This is a genomic window from Streptomyces sp. NPDC031265 (assembly GCF_055570295.1).
This window is the reverse complement of sequence record NZ_JBVIHM010000038.1, coordinates 38,779-63,046: the sequence shown is the minus strand read 5'-3', so window position 1 is coordinate 63,046 and position 24,268 is coordinate 38,779. Positions and strand designations below refer to the sequence as shown.

General features: G+C 72.8%; 25 protein-coding genes. 15 read left to right on the top strand and 10 right to left on the bottom strand.

Features of this window, described 5'->3' with window-relative positions; genetic code table 11:
• Positions 1-259: 259 nt before the first annotated feature.
• A complete protein-coding gene (locus ACZ499_RS36135; protein ID WP_468680925.1) occupies positions 260-649 on the bottom strand; it encodes a VOC family protein in 390 nt (129 codons plus the stop codon).
• Positions 650-766: 117 nt separating this feature from the next.
• The gene (ypfJ, locus tag ACZ499_RS36130) at positions 767-1,660 is read right to left on the bottom strand and encodes a KPN_02809 family neutral zinc metallopeptidase (protein WP_468680923.1); all 894 of its coding nucleotides are present in this window, start codon (positions 1,658-1,660) and stop codon (positions 767-769) included.
• 98 nt (positions 1,661-1,758) lie between these two features.
• Here ypfJ and ACZ499_RS36125 point away from each other — a divergent pair, with 98 nt between their 5' ends.
• The 4 genes from ACZ499_RS36125 (at position 1,759) to ACZ499_RS36110 (ending at position 5,731) form a co-directional block, all read left to right on the top strand.
• The gene (locus tag ACZ499_RS36125; RefSeq protein ID WP_468680921.1) at positions 1,759-2,445 is read left to right on the top strand and encodes a hypothetical protein; all 687 of its coding nucleotides are present in this window, start codon (positions 1,759-1,761) and stop codon (positions 2,443-2,445) included.
• Positions 2,446-2,652: 207 nt separating this feature from the next.
• Positions 2,653-4,251, top strand: a complete 1,599-nt coding sequence (locus ACZ499_RS36120; RefSeq protein ID WP_361389500.1) for an ABC-F family ATP-binding cassette domain-containing protein — start codon at positions 2,653-2,655, stop codon at positions 4,249-4,251.
• 347 nt (positions 4,252-4,598) lie between these two features.
• On the top strand, positions 4,599-4,820 hold the full coding sequence (locus ACZ499_RS36115) for a helix-turn-helix domain-containing protein (protein WP_067157635.1): 222 nt from the start codon (positions 4,599-4,601) through the stop codon (positions 4,818-4,820).
• A gap of 119 nt (positions 4,821-4,939) precedes the next feature.
• Positions 4,940-5,731 (top strand): enoyl-CoA hydratase/isomerase family protein, encoded by a 792-nt coding sequence (locus tag ACZ499_RS36110; protein ID WP_385540567.1) that lies wholly within the window; start codon positions 4,940-4,942, stop codon positions 5,729-5,731.
• A gap of 677 nt (positions 5,732-6,408) precedes the next feature.
• Here the strand turns inward: ACZ499_RS36110 and ACZ499_RS36105 are convergent.
• Positions 6,409-7,011, bottom strand: coding sequence for a nucleopolyhedrovirus P10 family protein (locus ACZ499_RS36105; protein ID WP_468680919.1), 603 nt, complete (start codon positions 7,009-7,011; stop codon positions 6,409-6,411).
• Positions 7,012-7,105: 94 nt separating this feature from the next.
• On the opposite strand from ACZ499_RS36105, the gene ACZ499_RS36100 reads away from it, so the two are divergent.
• From ACZ499_RS36100 to ACZ499_RS36075, 6 genes are all read left to right on the top strand, one after another.
• Entirely contained in the window at positions 7,106-7,606 is a 501-nt protein-coding gene (locus tag ACZ499_RS36100; protein WP_468680917.1) for an Asp23/Gls24 family envelope stress response protein, read from the top strand.
• A gap of 51 nt (positions 7,607-7,657) precedes the next feature.
• Positions 7,658-7,855: a hypothetical protein gene (locus tag ACZ499_RS36095; protein WP_468404957.1), complete on the top strand. Its 198-nt coding sequence runs from the start codon at positions 7,658-7,660 to the stop codon at positions 7,853-7,855.
• Positions 7,856-7,954: 99 nt separating this feature from the next.
• Positions 7,955-8,335 (top strand): Asp23/Gls24 family envelope stress response protein, encoded by a 381-nt coding sequence (locus ACZ499_RS36090; RefSeq protein WP_468680937.1) that lies wholly within the window; start codon positions 7,955-7,957, stop codon positions 8,333-8,335.
• Positions 8,332-9,072 (top strand): DUF6286 domain-containing protein, encoded by a 741-nt coding sequence (locus ACZ499_RS36085; RefSeq protein ID WP_468680915.1) that lies wholly within the window; start codon positions 8,332-8,334, stop codon positions 9,070-9,072. The genes ACZ499_RS36090 and ACZ499_RS36085 overlap by 4 nt, the downstream gene beginning before the upstream one ends.
• Before the next feature lie 3 nt (positions 9,073-9,075).
• Positions 9,076-9,654 (top strand): alkaline shock response membrane anchor protein AmaP, encoded by a 579-nt coding sequence (amaP, locus tag ACZ499_RS36080; RefSeq protein WP_468680914.1) that lies wholly within the window; start codon positions 9,076-9,078, stop codon positions 9,652-9,654.
• Positions 9,655-9,677: 23 nt separating this feature from the next.
• Positions 9,678-10,262, top strand: coding sequence for a hypothetical protein (locus ACZ499_RS36075; protein ID WP_468680912.1), 585 nt, complete (start codon positions 9,678-9,680; stop codon positions 10,260-10,262).
• On the opposite strand, the gene ACZ499_RS36070 is transcribed toward ACZ499_RS36075, so the two are convergent.
• The 6 genes from ACZ499_RS36070 to ACZ499_RS36045 form a co-directional block, all read right to left on the bottom strand.
• Positions 10,245-11,000 (bottom strand): SDR family oxidoreductase, encoded by a 756-nt coding sequence (locus ACZ499_RS36070; protein WP_468680911.1) that lies wholly within the window; start codon positions 10,998-11,000, stop codon positions 10,245-10,247. The genes ACZ499_RS36075 and ACZ499_RS36070 overlap by 18 nt on opposite strands.
• 4 nt (positions 11,001-11,004) lie before the next feature.
• Complete coding sequence (locus ACZ499_RS36065) at positions 11,005-12,786, bottom strand: glycoside hydrolase family 15 protein (protein ID WP_468680909.1); 1,782 nt, start codon at positions 12,784-12,786, stop codon at positions 11,005-11,007.
• A gap of 89 nt (positions 12,787-12,875) precedes the next feature.
• The gene (locus ACZ499_RS36060; protein ID WP_468680907.1) at positions 12,876-13,664 is read right to left on the bottom strand and encodes an SURF1 family cytochrome oxidase biogenesis protein; all 789 of its coding nucleotides are present in this window, start codon (positions 13,662-13,664) and stop codon (positions 12,876-12,878) included.
• Positions 13,665-13,851: 187 nt separating this feature from the next.
• A complete protein-coding gene (locus ACZ499_RS36055; RefSeq protein WP_067160707.1) occupies positions 13,852-14,085 on the bottom strand; it encodes a hypothetical protein in 234 nt (77 codons plus the stop codon).
• A gap of 53 nt (positions 14,086-14,138) precedes the next feature.
• Positions 14,139-15,125 (bottom strand): DEDDh family exonuclease, encoded by a 987-nt coding sequence (locus tag ACZ499_RS36050; RefSeq protein WP_468680906.1) that lies wholly within the window; start codon positions 15,123-15,125, stop codon positions 14,139-14,141.
• Positions 15,126-15,166: 41 nt separating this feature from the next.
• Complete coding sequence (locus ACZ499_RS36045; protein WP_468680905.1) at positions 15,167-15,808, bottom strand: TetR/AcrR family transcriptional regulator; 642 nt, start codon at positions 15,806-15,808, stop codon at positions 15,167-15,169.
• 183 nt (positions 15,809-15,991) lie between these two features.
• On the opposite strand from ACZ499_RS36045, the gene ACZ499_RS36040 reads away from it, so the two are divergent.
• From ACZ499_RS36040 to ACZ499_RS36020, 5 genes are all read left to right on the top strand, one after another.
• Complete coding sequence (locus tag ACZ499_RS36040) at positions 15,992-16,789, top strand: acetoacetate decarboxylase family protein (protein ID WP_468680903.1); 798 nt, start codon at positions 15,992-15,994, stop codon at positions 16,787-16,789.
• Positions 16,789-17,673 carry an SDR family NAD(P)-dependent oxidoreductase gene (locus ACZ499_RS36035; RefSeq protein ID WP_468680901.1) on the top strand — a complete coding sequence of 295 codons (885 nt, stop codon included), beginning with the start codon at positions 16,789-16,791 and terminating at the stop codon, positions 17,671-17,673. The genes ACZ499_RS36040 and ACZ499_RS36035 overlap by 1 nt, the downstream gene beginning before the upstream one ends.
• Positions 17,674-17,772: 99 nt before the next feature.
• Positions 17,773-19,077 carry an amidohydrolase family protein gene (locus ACZ499_RS36030; RefSeq protein ID WP_468680900.1) on the top strand — a complete coding sequence of 435 codons (1,305 nt, stop codon included), beginning with the start codon at positions 17,773-17,775 and terminating at the stop codon, positions 19,075-19,077.
• Positions 19,074-20,303 (top strand): amidohydrolase family protein, encoded by a 1,230-nt coding sequence (locus tag ACZ499_RS36025; RefSeq protein WP_468680898.1) that lies wholly within the window; start codon positions 19,074-19,076, stop codon positions 20,301-20,303. Before ACZ499_RS36030 ends, ACZ499_RS36025 begins: the two co-directional genes overlap by 4 nt.
• 25 nt (positions 20,304-20,328) lie before the next feature.
• Positions 20,329-21,051: a VIT1/CCC1 transporter family protein gene (locus tag ACZ499_RS36020; protein WP_468680896.1), complete on the top strand. Its 723-nt coding sequence runs from the start codon at positions 20,329-20,331 to the stop codon at positions 21,049-21,051.
• Between the two features lie 3 nt (positions 21,052-21,054).
• Here the strand turns inward: ACZ499_RS36020 and ACZ499_RS36015 are convergent, their stop codons facing one another.
• Entirely contained in the window at positions 21,055-24,141 is a 3,087-nt protein-coding gene (locus ACZ499_RS36015; protein WP_468680895.1) for an NACHT domain-containing protein, read from the bottom strand.
• Positions 24,142-24,268 lie beyond the last annotated feature (127 nt).

The following is a 24,268-nucleotide window of genomic DNA, read 5'->3' as shown; positions in this document are numbered from 1 at the left end:
GCGGGGTCCTGGTGCTTCCCCAAGCTCTCAACTTCGTTCGAGCAGGGGAGACCCCAATGCTGCAAGGCGGAGGAGGGCGTCGACGCGATGGGGGTCCCCCCCGCTCGAACGAAGTCGAGAGCTTGGGGGAGTCGGCAACCTACGACAACGCCACTGGGGGCCCAGGTCCCCCCTGGCCCTTGAGGCCTTGGGGGAGGGCGTGCCAGGACCCCGCGTCCCAGACAAGATCCGCCGGACAGGCCCTAGGGCCTGGCGGGGGTCAGCCGACCGCGCCGGGGGCGTACGTACCGAAGCTCCATACGTTGCCCTCGGCGTCGCGTGCCATGTAGTCCCGTGAGCCGTAGTCCTGGTCGGTGGGCTCCATGAGGATCTCCACGCCGTGCTCCACCGCCCGTTTGTGGTGCGCGTCCACGTCGTCCACCACCACGTAGACACCGACCGGGCCCGCGTCGCGCATGGCGTCCGCGAACAGGCCGCCCCGGCTCTTCGAGCCGAGCATCACCATGCCGGTGCCGCTGGCGAGTTCGGCGTGCAGCACCAGGCCGTCCGCGTCCTCGTAGACACTCGTCTCCGTGAACCCGAAGGCGTCCTTCAACAGGCGGATCGCAGCCTTCGCGTCCGCGTACAGAATCGTCGGATACACACTCATCACGAACTCCCGTCCCACTCGTGGGCCTGCCTCGATGTGACCTGGATCTCAGTCTTGCACCCGGCACCGACAACGCCCCTCGGACAGCGCCAGGCCGTGTGCGGCCGGCGCGCCGGCTCAGCGCGCGAAGGTGTCGCAGCGGCCCATGTCGCCCGTGCCGAAGCCGGTGGAGAACCATTGCTGGCGCTGCTGGGCCGAGCCGTGCGTCCAGGACTCCGGGGTGACCCGGCCCTGGAACCTCGCCTGGATCCGGTCGTCGCCCACGGCCGCCGCCGCGTCCAGGCCGTCCTTGATGTCCTGGTCGGTCAGTCGGGTCAGCAGCGGCCTTCCGGTCCTGGGGTCCGGGGTCGTCGTGGCGTGGTGCGCCCACACCCCGGCGTAGCAGTCGGCCTGGAGCTCGACCTTCACGGCGTTGCTGTTCGCGCCCTGCTGTCCGTTCTGCGACCGGGCGAGGGTGCCCATCAGGTTCTGGACGTGGTGCCCGTACTCGTGCGCCACCACGTACGCCTGGGCGAACGGGCCGCCGGTGGAGCCGAACTTGGTCCGCAGGTCGTCGAAGAACCCGAGGTCCAGATAGACCTGCCGGTCGCCCGGGCAGTAGAACGGCCCGACCGTCGAGGTCGCCGTCCCGCACGCGGTCGGGACCCGGCCGGTGAAGAAGACGGTCTGCGCGGGTGAGTAGCGGCCGCCCCGGCGCGGGAACTCCTGCGACCAGTAGTCCTGCACGCTGTTGACCACCGCGAGGACCCGGCAGTCCTCCTTGGTGTTGGCGTCGCGCCCCTTGCGGCAGCTCTCCCGCACCTGCCCCTGGGCCGACACCGAGGTCGCCGGGGTGGAGTCGCCGGAGGAGAGGCCCAGCTCTTCGGGGCCGACCCCGAACAGCAGGCCGAGTACGAGCGCGATGAGTCCGACGATGCCGCCGCCGATGGTGGCCCTGCCGCCGGGGACCCGGCTGCCCCGCACATCCTTGACCTCGGACGCGTCCAGATCGGCGTCGTCGTCGAACTGCACGGGCTCACCACCCTCCGTCACCCGTTGTCGCCCTGAGTATCAAACAGTTCATTGCGTTGCGCCCTTTTTGACACGGTGGCCGATACGCTCGGCGCCTCATGGACCGGAACCGTCTCGCGCTGGTCGCCGTCGCCGCCGTACTGGCCCTTCCCCTGGTCACCGAGGCACAGCACGCCCGGCCCGCCCCCTACGGCGACCGCCTCACCGTGCTGCCCGCCGCCGCGCCGGCCCGCCCGGCGGTACGGGTGCGGGGCGCGGCCGTCGAGGCGTACGACCCGAGGAGCGGGGCGCGCAGCTGGACGTACCGCCGCGAGGGGCGCCGTCCGCTAGCGGTGCGCACGGCGCCGGGGCATGCCTTCGCGCTGTGGAGCGACGGCATGGTCACCGACACCGCGCGTGTGCTCTCGGTCGACGCGGTCCGCTGGCACCGGGCCGTCCCGGGCCTCGCGGGCTGGCTCGCCGGGCGCCCCGGCCGGGCCGCGGGCGTGCTCCAGCAGCTGGCTCCGGCGGGGATGCTCGCCGTCGTCACCCCCGAGCGCATCGCCGCGTACCGCACCGCCGACGGGGATCTGCGCTGGATGCTGCCCGCCCGGCGGGAGTGCGCCTTCGACCCGGGCCGCATCGCGCGCGTGGAGGGCGTTCTGCTCGTCGCCCAGCCCTGCCGCGACCGGGACGTGTGGACCCAGGAGGTGGTGGCGGTGGACGCCCTCGGGCGCATCGCCCCCGGCCGCACCCCGCTGGGCAACGAGTTCCCCGCGCGCGTGGGCGCCGCCCGGGGCGCGTGAGGCCGCGCGGCCGACCGGTGCCCGGGCCGCCCCCGCGCGGGTCGTCAGCGCGCCCGGGGGGCATCTCTCGTAAGAGATCACCGCACGTTAAAGCAGTTGCACACCCCCGCTAGAATTGGCCCATGGCAATTCTCCTTGTGCATTAGGCGGCGTCGACGCTCCTCGACCCCCGTCCGTCCGCCGTCCATACCGCCCTGGAGTATTTCCGTGATCACCGCCACCGGCATCGAGCTGCGCGCCGGCGCCCGCATCCTCATCGAGAACGCGTCCTTCCGAGTCGCCAAGGGCGACCGCATCGGTCTCGTCGGCCGCAACGGAGCCGGCAAGACCACCCTCACCAAGTGCCTGGCCGGCGAGGGCATCCCGGCCGGCGGCACCATCACCCGCTCCGGCGAGGTCGGCTATCTGCCGCAGGACCCCCGGACCGGCGACCTCGACGTCCTCGCGCGTGACCGCGTGCTCTCCGCGCGCGGCCTCGACGAGGTGCTGCGCAAGATGCGCGAGAACGAGGAGCGCATGGCGAACGGCAAGGGCGCCACGCGCGAGAAGGCGATGAAGAAGTACGAGCGCCTGGAGACCGAGTTCCTCACCAGGGGCGGGTACGCCGCCGAGGCCGAGGCCGCCACCATCGCGGCCGCGCTCGGTCTGCCCGACCGGGTGCTCGGCCAGCCGCTGCACACCCTCTCCGGCGGTCAGCGCCGCCGTGTCGAGCTCGCCCGCATCCTGTTCTCGGACGCCGACACCCTGCTCCTCGACGAGCCGACCAACCACCTCGACGCCGACTCGATCGTCTGGCTGCGCGACTACCTCAAGACGTACCGCGGCGGCTTCATCGTGATCTCCCACGATGTGGACCTGGTCGAGACGGTCGTCAACAAGGTGTTCTACCTGGACGCCAACCGCTCCCAGATCGACGTCTACAACATGGGCTGGAAGCTCTACCAGCAGCAGCGCGAGGCCGACGAGAAGCGCCGCAAGCGCGAGCGCCAGAACGCCGAGAAGAAGGCCGCGGCCCTCAACTCGCAGGCCGACAAGATGCGCGCCAAGGCGACCAAGACGGTGGCCGCGCAGAACATGGCCAAGCGCGCCGAGCGGCTGCTCTCCGGCCTGGACGCGGTACGGGTCTCCGACAAGGTCGCCAAGCTGCGTTTCCCGGACCCGGCGCCCTGCGGCAAGACCCCGCTGACCGCGGAGGGCCTGTCCAAGTCGTACGGCTCCCTGGAGATCTTCACCGACGTCGACCTGGCCATCGACAAGGGATCGAGGGTGGTCATCCTCGGTCTGAACGGCGCCGGCAAGACGACCCTGCTGCGGCTGCTCGCCGGGGCCGAGAAGGCGGACACCGGCGAGGTCACCCCGGGCCACGGCCTCAAGCTCGGCTACTACGCCCAGGAGCACGAGACGCTCGACCCGGACCGCACGGTCCTGGAGAACATGCGCTCCTCGGCACCCGACCTGGACTTGGTCGAGGTCCGCAAGACGCTGGGCTCGTTCCTGTTCTCCGGCGACGACGTGGACAAGCCGGCGGGCGTGCTCTCCGGCGGCGAGAAGACCCGGCTGGCCCTGGCCACGCTGGTGGTCTCGTCCGCCAACGTCCTGCTCCTCGACGAGCCGACCAACAACCTCGACCCGGCAAGCCGCGAGGAGATCCTGGGCGCGCTGCGTACGTACAAGGGCGCGGTCGTTCTAGTGACGCACGACGAGGGCGCGGTCGAGGCTCTGCAGCCCGAGCGCATCATTCTTCTGCCCGACGGGGTCGAGGACCTGTGGGGTCCCGACTACGCGGATCTGGTCGCCCTCGCCTGATCCGGGGCGACTGATCCACTCCCTATGGATCATTCGGCTTACGTGTGATCCTCAATCTGAGTGAGTGCGTCTCGTACCCCGGCGTGTCATGCACGGGATCAAGATCCGGTGGGTACGGGACGGACTGATTCCGGAGTGTGACCCCGAACACACCCCTGACCAGCGCGTTCTTGCCGCGCTCGAATCCGGGGCGGTTCCGTGGCCGTGCGGAATTTGTGATTCCGGCCCCGTCTCGCGCCGTCCTGCGCCGAAACCCGGTTGCACGGACCTTGCCGAATGGGTGGCCAGGAAGCCCGGGAGGGGTGATCATGAGAAGTCCAGAGCGCACTTCCCATGAGGAGGCACGGGTGGCCGAGACTCTGAAGAAGGGCAGCCGGGTAACCGGTGCCGCGCGCGACAAGCTCGCGGCAGACCTGAAGAAGAAGTACGACTCCGGTGCGAGCATCCGGGCGTTGGCCGAAGAGACCGGCCGCTCCTACGGATTCGTCCACCGGATGCTCAGCGAGTCCGGGGTGGTACTGCGCGGACGCGGCGGAGCGACACGCGGCAAGAAGACCGCCTCGGCCTGACCGGGGCCGGGCGGATCCATGGGCTCGCCGGGTCGGGTTGCCACCCGGTCGGCCGCACGGTCGGCCGGGTAGTTACTGTGCAGTCACTTATTTGACCGCACCCGACCCGGAGGCGCCCCATGGCTTCGCCCGACCCCGTACTCGACAAGGACGGCGTCCGGCTCACCGTCGACGACGCAGTCGCCACGGTGACCCTGACCAACCCGGACAAGCGCAACGCCCAGTCTCCCGCTCTGTGGCGGGCGTTGGCTGCCGCCGGTCAGGAGCTGCCCGGCACCGTCCGGGTCGTTGTGCTGCGGGGAGAGGGCAAGTCCTTCTCTGCGGGGCTCGACCGCCAGGCCTTCACTCCCGAAGGCTTCGACGGCGAGCCGTCCTTCATCGACCTCGCGCGCGGCTCCGACGCGGAGCTGGACGGGGTCATCGCCGAGTACCAGGAGGCGTTCACCTGGTGGCGCCGCAACGACATCGTGTCGATCGCGGCGGTCCAGGGCCACGCGATCGGTGCGGGCTTCCAGCTCGCGCTCGCCTGTGACCTGCGCGTCGTCGCCGACGACGTGCAGTTCGCCATGCGCGAGACCAGCCTGGGCCTGGTGCCGGACCTGACGGGCACCCACCCCCTGGTGAGCCTGGTGGGCTACGCCCGCGCCCTGGAGATCTGCGCGACCGGCCGCTTTGTCGGAGCGGAGGAGTCCGAGCGGATCGGGCTCGCGAACCTCGCGGTGCCGGGGGCGGAGCTGGACGCTTCCGTACGTGACTTGGCGGGGGCGCTGCTGGCTGCGCCGCGGGATGCGGTGATCGAGACGAAGGCGTTGCTGCGGGGGGCGTCGGGGCGGTCGTACGAGGAGCAGCGGGTCGCGGAGCGGGGCGCTCAGGCGCGCCGCCTGCGATCCCTGGCGGGCCTCGCGGACTGATTTCCCCCCACCCCGCCCGTTCCCTTAACCCTCCGGGGGTGGGTGGGGGTTGAGGTGGTTTCCCGGGGGCTGCGCCCCCGGACCCCGGGCGGGGCTGCGCCCCTGCACCCGCTCGTGGGGCCTGCGCCCCTGCACCCTGCTTTCGGGGCTCCGCCCCGGACCCCGGCGCGGGGGTGGGTGGGTTACCGGGGGCTGCGCCCCTGCACCCCAGGGAGCGCCCCCCCGGACCTGGTTTGGCGGGGCCTGCGCCCCAGGGAGCGCCCCCGGACCCGGTTTTGGCGGGGGCTCCGCCCCCTGCACCCCGCTCTCGGGGCTCCGGCCCCGGACCCCGGCACGGTGGGTTACCGGGGGCTGCGCCCCCGCACCCGCCTTCGGGGCTGCGCCCCGGGCCCCGTCCGTCTGCGGGTCAACTGTGGCTGGTCGCGCAGTTCCCCGCGTCCCTAGAGGGGCGGGGCCTGCGGCCCCTGCCCTTCTCCTCAAGCGCCGGAGTGGCTGCAATGTGGGCCGGGCCCCGTTCTGCCTTCAGGGGCGCGGGGAACTGCGCGACCCGCCCCCACCGGCCCGCAGGCGAACCGGGGGCCTGGGGGTGCAGCCCCCAGTAGCCCCCAGCAGCCCGCCTCAGCCCACCACCCGGCCGCCCGCCCAGGGCTTACGGGAAGGGGCGGGGTGGGGAAACGTCACCCCACCCACGTCACCAGCACCGCCACCCCACCCCCCACCACCCCCCGAACTTCCCGCACCACCTCCACCGCCCGGTACCCCGGCGCGACCGCCACCTCCAGACACTCCGCACCCGCCAGCTCCGACGTCACGTACGCCACGCCGGGGACGGAGAGCGGGGGCCCGGGGCGTACTCCGGGTGGGGGATCCGGGGGAGACGAGGATGCGGGGGCGTCCAGCAGGGACGTCACCCGGATGTCGACCCGGGACAGGCGCAGGCCCAGACGCGCGGACGACGCCGACAGCATCGCCTCCCGCACCTCCTCCGTCCGAGGGCGGCCGTCACCCCACACCGCCACCTCCACCACCGCCCGCACATCCCCCGGCGGCAGCCCGCTCGGCGGTGGCGGAACCGCGGGCACCCCGGCCGCCGCCGGGTCGGCGAGCGCGAGGCGCAGGGACGTGACCGCCAGGCCCGGCACCGACGCGCACGCCGCCCGCAGCACCGCCCCCGCCGCCCGCTCCGTCACCCATGCGCCGTCCGCCGCGTCCCCGAGAGGCAGCAGCCTGCCCAGGGCCAGCCGGCGCCGTACCTCCGTGCTCCATACGTCTGGCGTCATTGCTCCAGCCTGCCGCATCCCTGGCGCGAGACGGGGCAACCGCACTTAGTGTGGGCAGCGGGGGGGAAGGGGGAAGCCGAAAGGGATGAACGCCATGAGTGACACCGTGGAACGCAGCAGCCCCGGACCGTCCGGCCCGGGCGGCAGGGACACCGCCGAGGGCGGTACCAGAAAGAGCTCCACCGCGAAGCGCGGCGGTGGCGACCCCGGCACACGCGGCCGTACCACCATCGCCGACGGCGTGGTGGAGAAGATCGCGGGGCTCGCGGCCCGCGAGGTCGTCGGCGTCCATGCGATGGGCAGCGGTCTGTCCCGTACCTTCGGCGCGGTGCGCGACCGGGTGCCCGGTGGCGGCAAATCGGCAGTGGCGCGCGGGGTGAAGGCCGAGGTCGGCGAGGTCCAGACGGCTCTCGACCTGGAGATCGTCGTCGAATACGGCGTGTCGATCTCGGAGGTGGCCCGTGTCGTACGGGAGAACGTGATCGCGGCCGTGGAGCGGATGACGGGGCTGGAGGTCGTCGAGGTCAACATCGCGGTGAGCGACGTGAAACTTCCGGATGAGGAAGAGGACGAGCCGGAGTCCCGGCTCCAGTGAGGCCCCGGTGAGGCCCCGGCCCCCGACTGAAAAGCGACTGAGGAGCTCAGAATGAGCATGGCGGTGATCGGCATGGTGGCCGGCATGGCGCTCGGCTTCGCCGGATACTTCGGTGGTTTCGGGGCGTTCCTGCTGGTCGCGGCGCTCGGCGCGATCGGATTCGTGGTGGGCAGGTTCATGGACGGCGATCTCGAACCCGGCGACTTCTTCCGCCCCCGGGACCGCGACCGCGGCGACCGGCGGCGGTGACGCGGACTCATGACGGTGTCGTCGACGGCGGCGTCCGGGTCCGGTGAGGCGCGGCCCGGCCGGGGGAGAACCGGCGCCCGGGGCAAGGACGGCCCCGCCATCACGCAGGACCCCCTCGGCCCCGGGCCGGCCGGCGCACCCCGCCGTATCGCGCCCGCCGAGCGAGGAGCGACCCGTATCGCCGACCGGGTCGTGGCGAAGATCGCCGCACAGGCGGCGCGCGAGATGCTGGGCGCGCTCCCCGAGGGCGGGACCGTGCCCCACGCGGCGGTCACGGTGCACCAGGACGTGGCCCGGGTGCGGGTCAGCCTGGAGCTCGGCTACCCCTCCGATCTCGGCGCCCAGTGCGGTGCCGTGCGTCGGCAAGTGGCCGAGCGGGTAAGGGCGTTGGCGGGCATGGAGGTGCCCGAGGTGGCGGTGCAGATCGAGCGTCTGCACTCGGCGCACACCGGTACGGCGGACCGGGGGAGGATCACATGAGCGAGCCCAGCGAGCCGGGCGGGCACGACCCGTCCAGTGGAACGAGTGGCGCGAGCGGTACCCGGCGCCTCCCCGTCGTCATGGAGAAGGACCCTGCCGAGGGCTCCGGCAAGGACCCCGACGGCGGGCTCGACCAGTCGCAGTCGTCCGCCGCCTATGACCCCGTGCCGGTCCTCGCCGAGGACGAGGGTGGGCGGGCCGGGCGCTTCTGGTCGGTGCGGCGGGTGCCCGCCATACTGGTCGCCCTGGCCGTACTGGCCGTGTCCGGCCCCCTGTTGTACGACATCGCGGCCGTACGCGCGGACCGCCCCGCGATGCACTGGCGCCGTCGGCTCGCCGACTGGCCGGCCCGGCACGCCGTGGACGACACGGTGGTGCTCACCGGTGCGGGCGTCGTGGTGGCCGTCGGGATCTGGCTGATCGTGCTCGCGGTGACGCCGGGGCTGCGCGACGTGCTGCCGATGCGGCGCGCCTCGGCCGAGGTCCGCGCCGGGCTCGACCGCTCCGCCGCCGCGCTGGTGCTGCGGGACCGGGCGATGGAGGTCCCGGGTGTGCAGTCGGTGCGGGTCAGGATGGGCCGCGCAAAGGTCGCCGTACGGGCCGTCTCGCACTTCCGCGAGCTCGACGACGTACGGGCCGATCTGGACGCCGCGCTGGGCGCGGGCATCAAGGAGCTCGGGCTCGCCGGACAGCCCGGGCTCTCCGTGCACGTGGGCCGTGCCGCCAGGAAGAGGTGACCCATGCTCAGGACGGTGAACCGGGTGCTGATCGGCCTCGTCGGGCTGATCCTGGTGGCGGCGGGCGGTGCGGTCCTCGCGGCCGGGGCCGGTCTCTCGGTCCCGTCGTGGTGGCCCTGGCAGGGCACCGACGATGTACTGCTCGACCGGGCCCGCCGGGAGCGCTGGCACCACCACGGCTGGTGGTGGCCGACGGTCATCGCGGCGCTGGCCGTACTCGTCCTGCTCGCCCTGTGGTGGCTCTTCGCCCAGCTGCGCCGGGCGCGGCTGGCCGAGGTCCTGGTGGACTCGGGCGACGGCGAGGGCGCGCTGCTGCGCGGCCGCGCCATGGAGACGGTCCTGGCGGGCGAGGCGGAGTCGCTGCCCGGTGTGGCCCGCGCCCAGGTGACCCTGCACGGCCGCCGCACCACACCGACGGCTCGCGTCGCCCTCCTCCTGGAGCCCCACGCGGCCCCCGTCGAAGCCCTCTCCCGACTCACCTCGGAGGCCCTCGCCCACGCCCGCGACTCGGCGGGCCTCGCCGCGCTCCCGGCCGAGGTGCGGCTGCGCGGGGTCAAGCACCGGGCGCAGCGGGTGAGTTGACCCCGGGCCACAGTGGCCCGCCGATGTCCCGTGCCAGCCGCAGGCGGATCCGTGCGGCCCGCCTCGACGCCCTGCGCGCGGCACGCGGCTCGCCGAGGGCGTCGAGGAGCGCGGCGAGCCCGCTCAACCCGGCCGCCAGCGCCGGGAGATGGACGGCGGGGTCCTCCCGGGCCAGCCGTGCGTGGCTCGACGCTCTCCTCGGCGGCTTCCCGGGCGGGCGCGTACCGCTCCAGCGCGGCCAGCAGCCCGGCCAGGGCGCCGAGCGAGGCCGCCGGCGGCTCGCGGTGGGCGTCGGGGTGCGGGGCCGCCGGCTCCCGGTGGACGGCCACCGACCGCTCGATGGGCGCAAGCGCCTCCTCGCGCCGCCCGGCCCGGGCCGGCAGAGCGCCGTGACTTCCCAGCGCCGCGGCCAGGTCCGGCCGGTAGGTGTCCGGCTGCGCGGCGGCCAGCTCCTCGGCCATGGCGAGGATGTCGGCCGAAGCGGCCAGCGCCTCGTCGTAGTGGCGACTCCCCGCCGTGAACTCCGGTTCCTTCATGGGGTGTTCGTACCGCCGGCGGGAGTGGAGCGCCACCCCCGCCTCGGTGTCGCCTCAGAAGCCGTGCCGTGACCCGCCGTCCACCGGCAGCATCAGGCCCGTCAGATACGACGCGGCGGGCGAGAGCAGGAACGCGGCCGTGCGGCCGAACTCGTCCGGGGTGCCGTAGCGGCGCAGCGGGATCTGGGCCTCGTTGGCCGTACGGGCGGCTTCGGCGTCGCCGGAGAGGGCGTCCAGGTGGCGGACGCGGTCGGTGTCGATGCGGGCCGGGAGCAGACCGACCACCCGGATGCCGCGCGGGCCCAGCTCGTCCGCCAGGGACTTGGCGAAGCCCGCGAGGCCGGGGCGCAGGCCGTTGGAGACGGTCAGGCCGGGGATCGGTTCGTGGACCGAACCCGACAGGACGAAGCCGATCACGCCGCCCTCGTCCAGCTCCTCCGCCGCCGTGCGCGCCATCCGTACCGCACCCAGGAACACCGACTCGAAGGCCGAGCGCCACTGCTCGTCCGTGTTGTCGGCGACGAAGCCGGGCGGCGGGCCGCCCACGCTGATCAGCACGCCGTCGAAGCGGCCGAACCGCTCGCGGGCGGTGGCGATCAGACGGGCGGCCGCGCCGGTGTCCGCGTTGTCGACGGCCACGCCCAGCGCGTTCGGGCCCAGCTCCTCGGCGGCCTTCGCCACCGCCTTCTCGTCGCGGCCGCTGAGCACCGCCTTCGCGCCGTCGGCCGTGAGCGCCCGCGCCGAGGCGAGGCCGAGGCCCCGGGAGGCACCGGTGACGACGTAGACGCGGTCCTTCAGTCCAAGATCCATGCGCCTATCCTGCCTCCAGTCCCATCGCGGTCGCCACCAGTCCGATGTGGCTGAAGGCCTGCGGGAAGTTGCCCAGTTGCCGGCCGGCCGCCGGGTCGTACTCCTCGGCCAGCAGCCCGACGTCGTTGCGGAGCGCGAGGAGCCGGTCGAACAGCTCCCGCGCCTCCTTCTCGCGGCCGGTCAGCCGCAGCGCGTCGGCCAGCCAGAACGAGCAGACCAGGAAGGTGCCCTCGTCGCCGGGCAGACCGTCCACCGTGGTGCCCTCGGTGCTGTAGCGGCGCACGAAGCCGTCGTGGCCCAGCTCGGCGCGTACCGCGTCCACCGTCCCGATCACCCGCGGGTCGTCGCCCGGCAGGAACCCGACCCGGGGGATGAGCAGCGTCGCCGCGTCCAGCTCCTGGGACCCGTACGCCTGGGTGAAGGTGTTCCGCTCGGCGTCGAACCCCTTCTCGCACACCTCCCGGTGCACCTCGTCCCGCATCCGCCGCCAGCGCTCCGCGTCGCCGCGCCGGGACGGGTTGGACTCCAGGGCCTGCACCGCGCGGTCGGCGGCGACCCACGCCATCACCTTGGAGTGCACGAAGTGGCGGCGCTCCCCGCGCACCTCCCACAGGCCCTCGTCCGGCTCGCGCCAGCGGGACTCCAGGAAGCCGAGCAGGCTGAGTTCGACGTTCCAGGCGTGCGGCTTGGCGGCCATGCCCGCGGTACGGGCCAGATGGAGGGAGTCGATGACCTCCCCGTACACATCGAGCTGGAGCTGTCTGACGGCGGCGTTGCCGATCCGGACCGGGGCTGAGCCCAAGTGGCCGCTCAGCCACGGCAGTTCGGTCTCCGGCAGCCGGCGCTCGCCGCCGAGGCCGTACATGATCTGGAGGTCGGCCGGGTCGCCCGCGACCGCGCGCAGCAGCCAGTCGCGCCAGGCCGCCGCCTCGTCGAGGTAGCCGGCCGAGATCAGCGCGCCCAGCGTCAGCGTCGAGTCGCGCAGCCAGCAGTAGCGGTAGTCCCAGTTGCGCACGCCCCCGAGCTCCTCGGGGAGCGAGGTGGTGGGGGCGGCGACGATGCCGCCGGTCGGCGCGTAGGTGAGGGCCTTGAGGGTGATGAGGGAGCGGACGACGGCGTCCCGGTGGGGGCCGGTGCAGCGGCACTTGTCCGCCCACTCGCGCCAGTCCGCCAGGCTCTGCTCCAGCGACTCGAAAGGATCGAGTATCGCCGGCCGGGGCTCGTGGGAGGGGTGCCAGGTCAGCACCATCGCGACCTTCTCGCCGGGGCCCACGGTGAACGACGAGCGGGTGCTCATCTGCTGGCCCCAGGTCTTGACGGGGGGTTCGGTGCGCAGCCAGACCGAGTCGGGGCCGGCGACCATGACCCGGTGGCCGTCGGCGCGGCGCACCCAGGGCACCACCCGGCCGTAGTCGAAGCGCAGCCGCAGCACGGAGCTCATCTCGACCCTGCCGCTGACGCCCTCGACGATCCGTACGACGTCGGGGGAGGTGTCGCGCTGGGGCATGAAGTCGAGGACGCGGACCGTGCCGGTGCGGGTCTCCCAGACGGACTCCAGGACGAGCGAGTCGTCGAGGTAGGCGCGGCGCGTGCAGTCCCCGGCGCCCGCCGGGGCGATCCGCCAGTGGCCGTTGTCGTCGTCGCCGAGCAGCGCCGCGAAACAGGCCGCCGAGTCGAAGCGGGGCAGGCAGAGCCAGTCGATGGAGCCGTCCCGGCCGACGAGGGCGGCGGTCTGGAGGTCGCCGATGAGGGCGTAGTCCTCGATGCGTTGGATACGTCGCGTCACGCTCAGGCGTCTTCCCGCCCGGCGGAATTGTCAATCAGGCCAGTACGTCAATAGGACCGGACGGTACGGATCGCCGGGCGACGGCCCGGTCAGGCCGTCGCCGGTGCGGGCTCCGCCGCCCCGGCCTTCGCCGTCGCCTCGGCCCGGTCCCGCTTCTCGCGGCGGACCAGGATCACCCAGCCGACCGGGACCCCGGCGGTGAACAGCCACCACTGCACGGCGTACGCCATGTGCGGGCCGATCGAGGAGTGGTCCGGGGCCGGGATCAGTTCGGGGGAGTCGCCGGACTCGGGCGCGGTCTGCTCTATGTAGCCGCCCAGGACCGGGCGGCCGAGCGCCTTCTGCTGCTGGGCGCTGCTGATCAGCATCACCTGGCGGGGCGGCAGGCCCTTGACGTCCTTGATGCCGCTGGCCGCGGTCGTCTGGTCGGCCATCAGCCGCCCGGTGACCGTGACCTCGCCCTTGGGCGGGGCCGGGATCTGCGGGAACTCGGTCTGGCTGCCGTTGTCCGGCACCCAGCCGCGGTTGATCAGCACGGTCGGCCCGCTGTCGAGGACGAACGGGGTGAGGACGTGGTACCCGACGCGCCCGTCGGCGGCGGTCCGACGGCGCACCACGACCTCGTGGGCGGTGTCGTACGTGCCGGTGGCGGTGACCCGGCGCCAGTACTGGGCGTGCGGGACGGTGTGGCCGGGGGAGGTGAGCGCGGTCACCGGGACCGGCTTGGCCTTCACGTTGTCCGCGATGACGGTGTTCTGCGCGACGCGGTGCTGATGGCGGTGCAGCTGCCAGAAGCCCAGCTCGATCATCGTGGGGATGAGAACGAGGGCGAGGAGGGTGACGAGCACCCACTGCCGGGACAACAGGAAGCGGTACACGCATCGACGGTACAACGTGGCGAAAGACCCCCCGGCAGTGGGTACCGCCGGGGGCCGGACCCCCGCACCGGCGGGGAGCGTACGACCGACTCGTACCGTCGGGGGTCTGTCGCGGACCACCCCCGTAGAACGGGGAACCGGGCGAGCAGGCCGCCTCGAAGGCCCTGGCGAGGCAGATGCGGCCGGGTCACACCTTGTCGACGATGCCCACCCGGCCCTCCGCTCGGGCGCAGTGCCCGCCGCAGTACCAGTGCCCCTCGACCTCGACGCCCTGGCCGATGATCTGGACCCGGCAGTGTTCACAGATGGGCGCCATGCGGTGGATGGCGCACGAGAAGCAGTCGAATACGTGCACCACGCCCTGCGCGTGCACCTCGAAGGACATCCCGTAGTCGTTTCCGCAGACCTCACAACGTGCCATGCGCCACAGGGTGCGGCGCACCGCGCCGCAACGGCGGGCGGCACGCCATACGGTCACCCGTCTGCCGGAGCCACGTCCCGCAGCAGCTGGGTGAAGGCCGCCTCGTCGACGACCGGGGTGCCGAACGACTTCGCCTTCACGGTCTTGGAGGTCGCCGAGTCCGGATCGTTGGTCACCAGCAGGCTGGTCAGCCGGGAGACGCTGGTCGCCACGTGCAGCCCGGCCTCGACCGCGCGGTCCTCCAGGAGCTCCCGGTCGATGGAGGTGTCGCCGGAGAACGCCACCCGCATGCCCTGCTTGAGTGGTTTGTCCACTTCGTAACGGCCGGGGTTGGGGTGCGGACATACCGGGCGCTTGCGTGCGGGCCGCCAGCTGGAGCTCCGGCCGTACGAACCGGTGGCCTGGTAGCCGATGCGGGGGGTGGCCGGGCCGTCGGACCACTCGGTGAGCGGGCGGCATTCGAGGAGCGGCAGCCGCGCCCCGACCCGCGCCGCCTCGTGCAGGCTCGGGCGGAACGCCTCGGCCAGCACGCGCGCGTCGTCCAGCGCGTGGTGCGCGCGCTGCTGCACCACTCCGTAGTGCGCGGCCAGCGACTCCAGTTTGTGGTTGGGCAGCGGCAGGTCGAGCTCCTTGGAGAGCGCGATGGTGCACAGCCGCTGGCGCACCGGCGCGGTGCGCTTCGCCCGTGCGTACTCCCTGGAGATCATCTGCCAGTCGAAGATCGCGTTGTGCGCTACCAGGACCCGGCCGTCCAGACGCTCGGCGAACTCCGCGGCGATGTCCGGGAAGAGCGGCGCGCTCGCCAGGACGTCGGTGGTCAGCCCGTGGATCCACACCGGACCGGGGTCGCGCTCGGGGTTGACCAGCGTGTACCAGTGGTCCTCGACGTTGCCCTGGGCGTCCAGGCGGTAGACGGCAGCCGACACTATCCGGTCGTCGCGGGCGAGGCCGGTGGTCTCCACGTCGACGACCGCGTACCCCTGTGGGTAGGCGGCCGGCCACGTTGCTGCTGCTGTCGTACGGTCGTCGAGCATGGTCACAGAGAATACGGGGCCGCACTGACAACGCGGGCGGCGGCCGGTCAGCCCGCCGGCTCCCCGGCTGCCAACAGGCCCGCCACGAGCGCGCGTACAGAGGTGGTGAAGAGGCGCTCCTCGTCCACCGGCCGCGCCAGCGCCCGCGCGAGCGCCGGATCGTGCTCCGCGGCCCGGGGTGCCGGCGCGTGCCACAGCTCCTCCTCGTCCGGGTGCTGCGCGGGCGCGCGCTCCCGGTTGCGCTCGACCAGCAGATGGCCGACGACGTGGAACTGGACGGCCCGGACCGCGTCGGCCGCGGGGCCCCCGCGCAGCCCGGCCGCGTGCATCTCGTGGACGAGGGCCTGCTGGGCGGGGAGGAACATCCGCTCGGTGAGGCCGCGTTCGTGGACCATCGCGATCAGGTGCGGCCGGGCGCGCAGCTCGCGGCGCAGGGTCCGGGCGACCGAGACGATCCGGGCGGCGGGGGTCGTCCCGCGCGGCGCGATCTCGCCCAGCTCCTCCACGGTCCGCTCGACGAGCGCGTCCAGGAGCGACTCGCGATTGCCGACGTGCCAGTAGATCGAGGTGACGGCGGTGCCGAGCTCGGCGGCGAGCGCGCGCATGGTGAGGGCGGCCGGGCCGTGCAGGCGGACCAGCGTGCCGGCCGCGGCCAGCACCTCCTCGCGGCTGAGCGACGCACGCGTCATGGCGCTCCCGGCTCCCCTTCCCGCACGGCCCACCTCCCGGCGCGGCTCTCGTCCCCACGGCTCTTTCCCGCTCCGCGCGGCTCTTTTCCGCACGGCTCTTTACCTTCATCGGCCTGGGTGTAACTGTGTTACAGACCCCGGGGGAACGCACTGCGAGGCACGACCCAGGAAGGGTGGTACGCCATGGCACGCGTACGGTACGGAGCGCGGACCGAGGACGAGATCCGGGCCGCGCGCACCGCGAGCTCCCGCCTCCCCGACATCTGGTCCACCGGTGTGGTGGCCGTCTGGGAGAGCGATCCCGACGCGGTGGCGGCGGTGCTGCCGCCACCGCTCAAGCCCGCCGGGGATTCACTCGTACGGGCCAACATCAGCCGGGTCGACCTGCCCGGCTATCCGCTCGGCGCGGGCTCGGTGGCGGTCTCCGCCGTGCACGACGGGCAGCCCGGCTGGTACCCGCTGGTGATGCCGATGACCCATGAGCGGGCGCTGATCGGCGGGCGCGAGGTGTTCGGCGAGCCGAAGAAGCTCGGCGAGGTCACCGTCGAGCGGGACGGCCTGGTCGTCCGGGCCGCGCTCGCCCGGCACGGCATCGCCTTCGTAGAGGTGCGCGGCGCGGTCGACAGCGCGCTGCCGCTGCCGGAGCCGGTGGAGAAGATCGACTTCTACTTCAAGTTCCTGCCCGCCGTGGACGGCGAGGGCTTCGACGCGGACCCGGTGCTCGTGTACTGCGTACGCAACGAGAAGGTCCGCAAGCTGGAGCGGATCACCGGTGACGTGGTGCTGCGCGAGTCCATGTACGACCCGGTCGCGGACCTCCCGGTCCGGCGCGTCGTGGAGATCACGATCGGCGAGAAGACCACCGACCAGCGGGGCCGGGTGGCCGAACGGGTCAGCGCCCAGGCCCTGTTGCCGTACATCCACCAGCGCTACGACGACCCGCAGCAGATCCTCGACGGCCCGCCGGCGGGGAGCGTGTGATGCGGCTCACCGAGGGGCAGGTCGCCGTCGTCACCGGCGCGGCGAGCGGGATCGGGCTCGCCATGGCCCGCAGGTTCGCGGCCGAGGGGCTCAATGTGGTCCTCGCGGACGTCGAGGAGACGGCCCTGGAGAAGGCGGCGCAGTCGCTGCGCGAGGACGGGGCGCAGGTCCACGCGCGCGTGGTCGACGTTTCGGAGCGCGCGTCCGCACAGCAGCTGGCGGACGCGGCGTACGACACGTTCGGGGCCGTCCACGTCCTGTGCAACAACGCGGGCGTCGGCTCGGGCGCCGAGGGCCGGATGTGGGAGCACGAGGTCAACGACTGGAAGTGGGCCTTCGCCGTCAACGTGTGGGGCGTCTTCCACGGCATCCAGGCCTTCGTGCCCCGCATGATCGCCTCCGGTGAGCCGGGCCATGTCGTCAACACCTCGTCGGGCGACGGCGGGATCGCGCCGCTGCCCACCGCCTCCGTGTACGCGGTCACCAAGGCGGCCGTCGTCACCATGACCGAGTCGCTTTACGCGCACCTGAAGGCGGAGCACGCGCGCGTGGGCGCGTCCGTGCTCTTCCCCGGGCCGCACATGCTGCGCACCGGACTGTGGGAGTCGCACCGCAACCGCCCCGACCGTTACGCCAAGGAGCGCCCGCGCAAGGCGCCCTACCGCAGCCTCGGCCAGTGGGAGGCGGCGATGCGGGCGGCCGGGCACGAGGTCGAGTTCACCCCGGTCGAGGAGGTCGCCGAGGCGGTCGTCGACGGCATCCGGGCCGACCGCTTCTGGATGCTCCCGCCGAGCGAGCACAGCGACCGCCAGATCAGGGCGAGGTCGCAGTCGATGCTGGACCGGGCCAATCCGTCGTACTTGGAGAACTTCGTTCTCGACTGACCCGCTGCGACTCTCGCCGACGCGCCGACTCGGGCTTCCGGCTGGGGGTCCGGGGGTTGTCCCCCGGGAAAGCAGCATTCTGGACTGAGGGATTTCGCCATGCCGAAGAGCAGCAGGTCGCAAGGCGCACAGAACGACCCGTACCTGATCATCTCCTCCGACTGCCACGCCGGGCTCCCCACCGAGCAGTACCGGCCCTATCTCGACTCCCGCTTCCACCGGGACTTCGACGGCTTCCTCGACGGGCGCGACCGCCGCCGCGAGGAGATGACCCGGCTGGGCGTCCGCAACGAGGCCTTCGCGGACAAGTGGTTCGCCGAAAACGAAGAGGGCCTGAAGGGCGGTTGGGACGCCGCCCGCAGGCTCAAGGAGCTCGACGGGGACGGGGTGGCCGCCGAGGTCGTCTTCCCCGACGCGGACGCCGTCGACAGCCGGACCGCCGCGCCCTTCGGGGTGGGCCTCGGCCTCTCCGGCGACCAGGACCCCGACCTCGGGATGGCGGGCGCGCAGGCGCACAACCGCTGGCTCGCCGAGTTCGTGGGTCAGAATCCCGAACGGCACTGCGGGGTCGCCCTGCTGCCGGTGACGGGCGACGTCGCGCGCGTGGTCGCGGAGATCCACCGGGCCAGGGAGTCCGGGCTCGGCGCGCTGATGATCCCCTCGATGTGGGTGGACAAGGCCCCGTACCACGACCGCCGTTACGACCCCGTCTGGGCGGCGGCCGCCGAGACCGGGATGCCGGTCGTCACCCACTCGGGAGCGGCGCCCCGCCACGAGTACGGCGACCACCTCGGCATCTACGTCAGCGAGGTCACCTGGTGGCCGGCCCGGCCGCTGTGGTTCCTGCTCTGGTCCGGTGTCTTCGAGCGCCACCCCGGACTCCGCTTCGGGGTCGCGGAGTCGGGCTGCTGGTGGCTGCCGAACCTGCTGTGGTTCATGGACCGGCTGTACCTGGGCGCGCACGGCGGCAAGAAGCTCTCGCCGTTCGCGGAGCTCAAGCGCCCGCCCAGCGAGTACCTGGACCGCCAGATCTTCGTCTGCGCCACCAACACCAAACGGCGCGAGCTGGCCCAGCGCTACGAGATCGGTGTCGGCAACATCCTCTGGGGCTCCGACTTCCCGCACCCGGAGGGCACCTGGCCGCACACCAGGGAGTGGCTGCGCAGGACCTTCCACGACATCCCGGTGGCGGAGACGCGCCGGATGCTGGGCCTGGCGGCGGCGGAGGTCTTCGGCTTCGACACAGCGAAACTGGCCCCGCTGGCCCGGCGTATCGGCCCGACGCCGGCCGAACTCGGCCAGAGCGAGGACCAGTCGGCGGTCGAGGCGTCCTGGGCGCGGTCGCGCGAGGTGGGCCGGCACTGGCTGACCGACCACGACTTCCCGGTCCTGGGGGTGTCATGACGGCCGACCGGTACACGGTGATCTCGGCCGACTGCCACGCGGGCGCCGACCTCCTCGACTACAAGCCGTACCTGGAGAAGCGCCACCACGACGACTTCGACGCCTGGGCCGCCACCTACGTCAATCCGTACGAGGACCTGCTCGCCGACACCGCCGACCGCAACTGGAACTCCGAGCGGCGGGTGGCCGAGCTGGAGGCGGACGGGATCGTCGCGGAGGTGGTATTTCCCAACACCATCCCGCCGTTCTTCCCCTCGGCCTCCCTGATGGCGCCCGCGCCGACGCGGGAGGAGCTCGACCAGCGCTGGGCGGGCCTGCGGGCCCACAACCGCTGGCTGGCCGACTTCTGCGCGCTGGTGCCGGGCCGAAGGGCGGGCGTGGCGCAGATCCTGCTGAACGACGTCGACGCGGCGGTGGCGGAGATCCACCGGGTGAAGGAGGCGGGCCTGACCGGCGGCATCCTGCTGCCGGGCGCCCCGCCGGGCTCGGGCGTCCCCGAGCTGTACTCGGCCGTCTACGACCCGATCTGGGCGGCCTGCGCCGACCTCGACGTACCGGTCAACCACCACGGCGGCTCCGCGTCGCCGCCGCTCGGCGAGGAACCGGCCGCGCGGGCCGTCTTCATGGTGGAGACGACCTGGTTCTCGCACCGGGCCCTGTGGCACCTGATCTTCGGCGGCGCGTTCCGCCACCACCCGGCGCTGAAGCTGATCCTCACCGAGCAGGGCTCGGGCTGGATCCCCGGCGTGATCGAGATGCTCGACTACTACCACGAGCGCCTGGTGTCGGCGGCGACCCGGGCGGCGACGGCGGAGTCCAAGTTCGGCGCGGGCCTCGCGGAGTCGATGGGCGCGGGGCCGAGCCGGGTCTGGCGCGACAACTGCTATGTGGGCGCCAGCTTCATGCGCCCCCACGAGGTGCCGCTGCGCGACCGGATCGGCCTCGACAAGATCATGTGGGGCAGCGACTACCCGCACGACGAGGGCACCACCCCCTACTCCCGAGAGGGCCTGCGGATCGCCTACGCGGGGCTGCCCAGGGAGGAGGTGGCGCGGATGACCGGCGGCAACGCGGCCCGGGTGTACGGCTTCGACCTGCCCTTCCTGGACAAGATCGCGGCGAGGGTGGGCCCGACCGTCGAGGAGATCGCCGAGCCGCTGAAGGAGATCCCGGCGGACGCGACGAGCCCGGTGTTCGCGCTGGGTGGGTCGGTACGGGTGTGGTGAGGCGGCGGATGAGACCCTTCGCCGCATGACGGAAGCGGAGACGGCCGGGGGCCACGACGAGGCCCACCGGGGCGCCCTCGGCACGCGCCTGAACTGGCTGCGGGCGGCGGTCCTCGGCGCCAACGACGGCATCGTGTCCACGGCGGGCCTCGTCGTCGGCGTGGCGGGCGCGACCGACGACCGCTCCGCCCTGCTGACGGCGGGCCTCGCCGGGCTCCTTGCCGGCTCGATGTCGATGGCGGCGGGCGAGTACGTCTCCGTGTCGACCCAGCGGGACTCCGAGAAGGCCGCCCTGGCGCAGGAGCGGCGCGAGCTGCGCGAGGATCCGGAGGCCGAACTGGAGGAGCTGAGCGGCCTGTTGGAGGACCGCGGCCTCAGCGCCGAGGTGGCGCGGGAGGCGGCGCAGCAGCTCACCGAGCGCGACGCCCTGCGCGCGCACGCGCGCGTGGAGCTCGGTATCGACCCCGACGAGCTTGCCAACCCCTGGCACGCGGCGGGCGCCAGCTTCCTGGCCTTCACGGCCGGAGCCCTGCTCCCCCTCCTGGCCATCGTCCTGCCCCCGTCCTCGGTCCGCCTGTACGTGACGGTCACCTCGGTCCTGGCCGCCCTGGCCCTCACCGGCTGGGGCAGCGCCCGCCTGGGCTCGGCCCCGGCCGGCGCGGCGGTACTGCGCAACATGGCCGGGGGCGCGGTGGCCATGGGAGTGACGTACGCGGCGGGGACGGCGCTGGGGGCGGCGGGGGTGTGAGGGTCAGGGGCGGGTGCGGGTGCGCTTGAGGCGTTCCGGGGGGATGTGGTCGGCGCCGACGAGGGGCATGTCGTCGGGCACGTTGATCGTGAGCGGGGGCAGATCTGCCAGCGGCGAAAGATCGAGCGGTGCTCCGGCGGCTGTGACTCTCGCGAAGTACACCTCTGTCAATCGGGGAAGCTCGCGCAACGCATCAAGACCGGCCAGAAGTTCGCACTGGTTGAGGACCACACGCTTGAGCCGAGCGGCCCCCCTCAGCACACCGAGATCGAGAGAGGCGAGCTCGTGGAGGCCCAGGTGTGTGAGCCGGCCGAGCACGTCCGGCATCCGGCACAGTTCCCGCAGTTGCGACTGTCCGGCAAGCGTCAGATCGATGAGGAGCGGCCAGCGTTCGATCCCGTCGAGACTCGCGTACCGGATCTGACGTTCAAGTACCAGCGAAGACAGCCGGGGGCCCAGGGGCAGTTCGGCGAGGCTCTCGATGAGCGCGGGATGGCCGATATAGGCGCCTGTGAGCCCGGTCGCCTGCCGGAGCGGCTCCAGCGAGAGCTCCGGATCGAGCATGTAGAGGGAGATGGACTCAAGGTCCGGCTTGGCGATCGGTGTGAGATCCCGCAGTGCCGTACACCGGCTCAGACCCACCTCCCTGAGCCGGGGGAGCGAGGCCAGGGGAGTGAGATCCGTGAGATCCATGCTGCCGTAGATGAAGACGTACTCCGCTTCCTGGGCTTCGGTCAGCGGCGTGAGGTCGGTGTGGTTGCCCGACACCCGGATGCGCCGCGCGCCAGGAACCAGTCGCAGGGCGCGCATCTCCTGCCGAGTCGTGGCGGTCAGCGAAACTCCGTCCCAGGGCCGTGCCGCCAGCACCTCCCGCGCGTACTCCTCGGTATCGAACGCCCCCCAGGCGCTGGAGATCTGGTCGGCCACACGCCCCCGCCCATCCCCCCGAAACCGCGAAATCACCTCGAACGCCGCATCCCCCCTGATAGCCGCCGCCGTCCGCACCACCGCCCCCGCCTCGTACTCGTCGAGCCCGTCCGGTCCCGGCAGCAGCTCAAGCACCAGCTCCCCCACCTTCGCCAGCTTCTCCGCATCGTCCAGACTGCGAGGCGGGATCAGCTCCCGCGTCCGGGTCTGGACCGACTCCCGGATCGCCGGGTCGAGCTCGGGCGCGTGCTCAAGGCAGGCCGCCGCAAGGAGCACCAGCCGGTGCCGCAGCTTCGGGGCCCGGTCGGCCCGGCGGAGCAACTGCTTGAGCAAACGGGCCCGTTCGTCCGCGCGCGCGTGGCCGACGGCCATCTGGACGACGTCGTCCCACGTGTCGTCGTGCGCGTTGGCCGCGAGCACGCCGAAGTCGCGGGACTCCACCGCCGCCTTCGCGCCCAGGTAGTCCTGGAAGGTGCGGTGCACGAAACCCACCGTCCCGGGGGCCGGTTCGCGCAGCAGGCCGCTGCGGATCAGCAGATGCGCGAAGACCTGCTCCGGCGTACCCCGTACCTGCGGCATCGCGGTGAGCCAGTCGGCGATCATCTCCATGGCCTCGCCCTGCTCGGCCTCGACCTGGGCGTTGCGGATCAGCCAGTAGGCGAGCCGCTGGAGGAGCGCGGTCTGCTCCTCGCGGGTGAGCTCGACCCCTTCCACGCCCGCGATCTCGCGCTCCGTGTCCCGCCGTACGAGCAGCATGTCCAGGGCCGCGTCGTACAACTCCTTCCTGGCGCGCGGCAGTTGCATCCGGCGGTCCCGGTTGAGCGCGCACAGCAGGGCGCACATCAGCGGGTTGGTGGCCAGCCGCCCGAGGTCGCGGCGGCTGCCGACCGCCTGCCGCAGCGAGGTCTCGTACGTCGCGAGCTGCGCGCGTTCGACATCGCTCAGGCACTCGCCGCGCGCGGCTTCGTGCCAGTGCCCGATGAACCCGCGGATGTCGTCCCGGTCCATCGGCAGCAGCGAGTGGGCCGTGAAGCCCTGCCGGGAGAGCCAGTCCACGGGCACGGCGGAGGGGCGCGTGGTGACGACGTACCGGGCGTTGGGGAAGGCGGCGATCAGCGACTTCAGCCAGGTCTCGGTACGGTGGCGCAGTCGCGCCGGGACCTCGTCCACCCCGTCCACCAGCACGAGCCCGCGGCCGCCGGCGAGCACCTGCTCCACCCACCCGGCGGGCGCCGCCCCGTGCAGCGGCACCCCGGCCGCCCGCAGGAACTCGCCAGGCAGCGGGAGCGCGTCGGCCTGGGTGAAGGCGCGCAGCCGCAGCACGAAGGGGACGCACCGGTTCCAGTCCGCCAGCTCCCCGGTGAAGGTGCGCCGGGCGGCGTTGAGGGCCAGCCACTGCACCAGGGTGCTCTTGCCGGAGCCCGCAGGTCCCCGCAGCACCAGGCGGTCGGCGCCCGCGAGCGCCTGCTCGGCCTTGACCGGTACCTGGTCGCCCCGGGCCAGGCCGAAGCCCCCGCGCTCGCCGCTCACCGCGAGACTGATGTAGGCCGTGTCCAGCGCCCACTCGCCGCGCGAGCGCCCCAGCGTCAGCCCGAACAGTTCGAGGCGCCTGTGGGTCTCGGCGACATAAGCCGCATACCACCCCTCGAAGCTCAGTGCCGCCGCCTCCGGTCGCGGGCCGAGCCGGTCGCGTACGTCTGCCACCAGCCCATACGTCCGACCCGCCGCGCGCACCTGCTCCACCGCCGCCCGCGCGGCGAACGCGGGGTGCGCGGTCAGCTGCTCCACCACATGGGCGCAGCAGAGCCCCAGCAACTCCTCGTACAGGCCCTCACCCGGGCCCGGGTGAGGGCGGTGGAGTGCGGCGCGCAGCCGCTCGGGGTCCAGGTCGAGCGAGAACAGGCGCTCCGGCGTGATCTCGCCCGCCGCCGCGAACGCGTCCGCCACGGCATCGGCCGCCGCCGTCCGCTCGTGCTCCGGCAGTGAGCCGTACGCGTCCGTCGGACGCCGCCCGAGGACCTTCGCCAGCCGCTCCGGCGACGCGGGCCTCGGCAGCGGACGGACGGGGGCGGACACCAGGCCCGCGCCGGGCTTCGGGCTCAGGAGGGACTTGGCGACGGTGGAGACCACGGTGCCCGCCAGCCGTAGGAGCGCGACTTCCATGCCTGTCACGGCAGTTGACCTCCCCAGAGCCCCGGAGGAGGGAATCCTACGCCCGCAGCCGTCCCGGCTTCCGGGGGATGCCCGCCTCTCTCGCCGCGCACCCCCTCTCCGCACAGGCGTACGGTGA

Coding starts and splice junctions, on each gene's coding strand:
- ACZ499_RS36135 (WP_468680925.1), bottom strand. CDS start 649: ATGAGTGTGTATCCGACGATTCTGTACGCGGACGCGAAGGCTGCGATC.
- ACZ499_RS36125 (WP_468680921.1), top strand. CDS start 1,759: ATGGACCGGAACCGTCTCGCGCTGGTCGCCGTCGCCGCCGTACTGGCC.
- ACZ499_RS36110 (WP_385540567.1), top strand. CDS start 4,940: ATGGCTTCGCCCGACCCCGTACTCGACAAGGACGGCGTCCGGCTCACC.
- ACZ499_RS36105 (WP_468680919.1), bottom strand. CDS start 7,011: ATGACGCCAGACGTATGGAGCACGGAGGTACGGCGCCGGCTGGCCCTG.
- ACZ499_RS36100 (WP_468680917.1), top strand. CDS start 7,106: ATGAGTGACACCGTGGAACGCAGCAGCCCCGGACCGTCCGGCCCGGGC.
- ACZ499_RS36095 (WP_468404957.1), top strand. CDS start 7,658: ATGAGCATGGCGGTGATCGGCATGGTGGCCGGCATGGCGCTCGGCTTC.
- ACZ499_RS36085 (WP_468680915.1), top strand. CDS start 8,332: ATGAGCGAGCCCAGCGAGCCGGGCGGGCACGACCCGTCCAGTGGAACG.
- amaP (WP_468680914.1), top strand. CDS start 9,076: ATGCTCAGGACGGTGAACCGGGTGCTGATCGGCCTCGTCGGGCTGATC.
- ACZ499_RS36075 (WP_468680912.1), top strand. CDS start 9,678: ATGTCCCGTGCCAGCCGCAGGCGGATCCGTGCGGCCCGCCTCGACGCC.
- ACZ499_RS36070 (WP_468680911.1), bottom strand. CDS start 11,000: ATGGATCTTGGACTGAAGGACCGCGTCTACGTCGTCACCGGTGCCTCC.
- ACZ499_RS36055 (WP_067160707.1), bottom strand. CDS start 14,085: ATGGCACGTTGTGAGGTCTGCGGAAACGACTACGGGATGTCCTTCGAG.
- ACZ499_RS36045 (WP_468680905.1), bottom strand. CDS start 15,808: ATGACGCGTGCGTCGCTCAGCCGCGAGGAGGTGCTGGCCGCGGCCGGC.
- ACZ499_RS36040 (WP_468680903.1), top strand. CDS start 15,992: ATGGCACGCGTACGGTACGGAGCGCGGACCGAGGACGAGATCCGGGCC.
- ACZ499_RS36035 (WP_468680901.1), top strand. CDS start 16,789: ATGCGGCTCACCGAGGGGCAGGTCGCCGTCGTCACCGGCGCGGCGAGC.
- ACZ499_RS36030 (WP_468680900.1), top strand. CDS start 17,773: ATGCCGAAGAGCAGCAGGTCGCAAGGCGCACAGAACGACCCGTACCTG.
- ACZ499_RS36025 (WP_468680898.1), top strand. CDS start 19,074: ATGACGGCCGACCGGTACACGGTGATCTCGGCCGACTGCCACGCGGGC.
- ACZ499_RS36020 (WP_468680896.1), top strand. CDS start 20,329: ATGACGGAAGCGGAGACGGCCGGGGGCCACGACGAGGCCCACCGGGGC.
- ACZ499_RS36015 (WP_468680895.1), bottom strand. CDS start 24,141: ATGGAAGTCGCGCTCCTACGGCTGGCGGGCACCGTGGTCTCCACCGTC.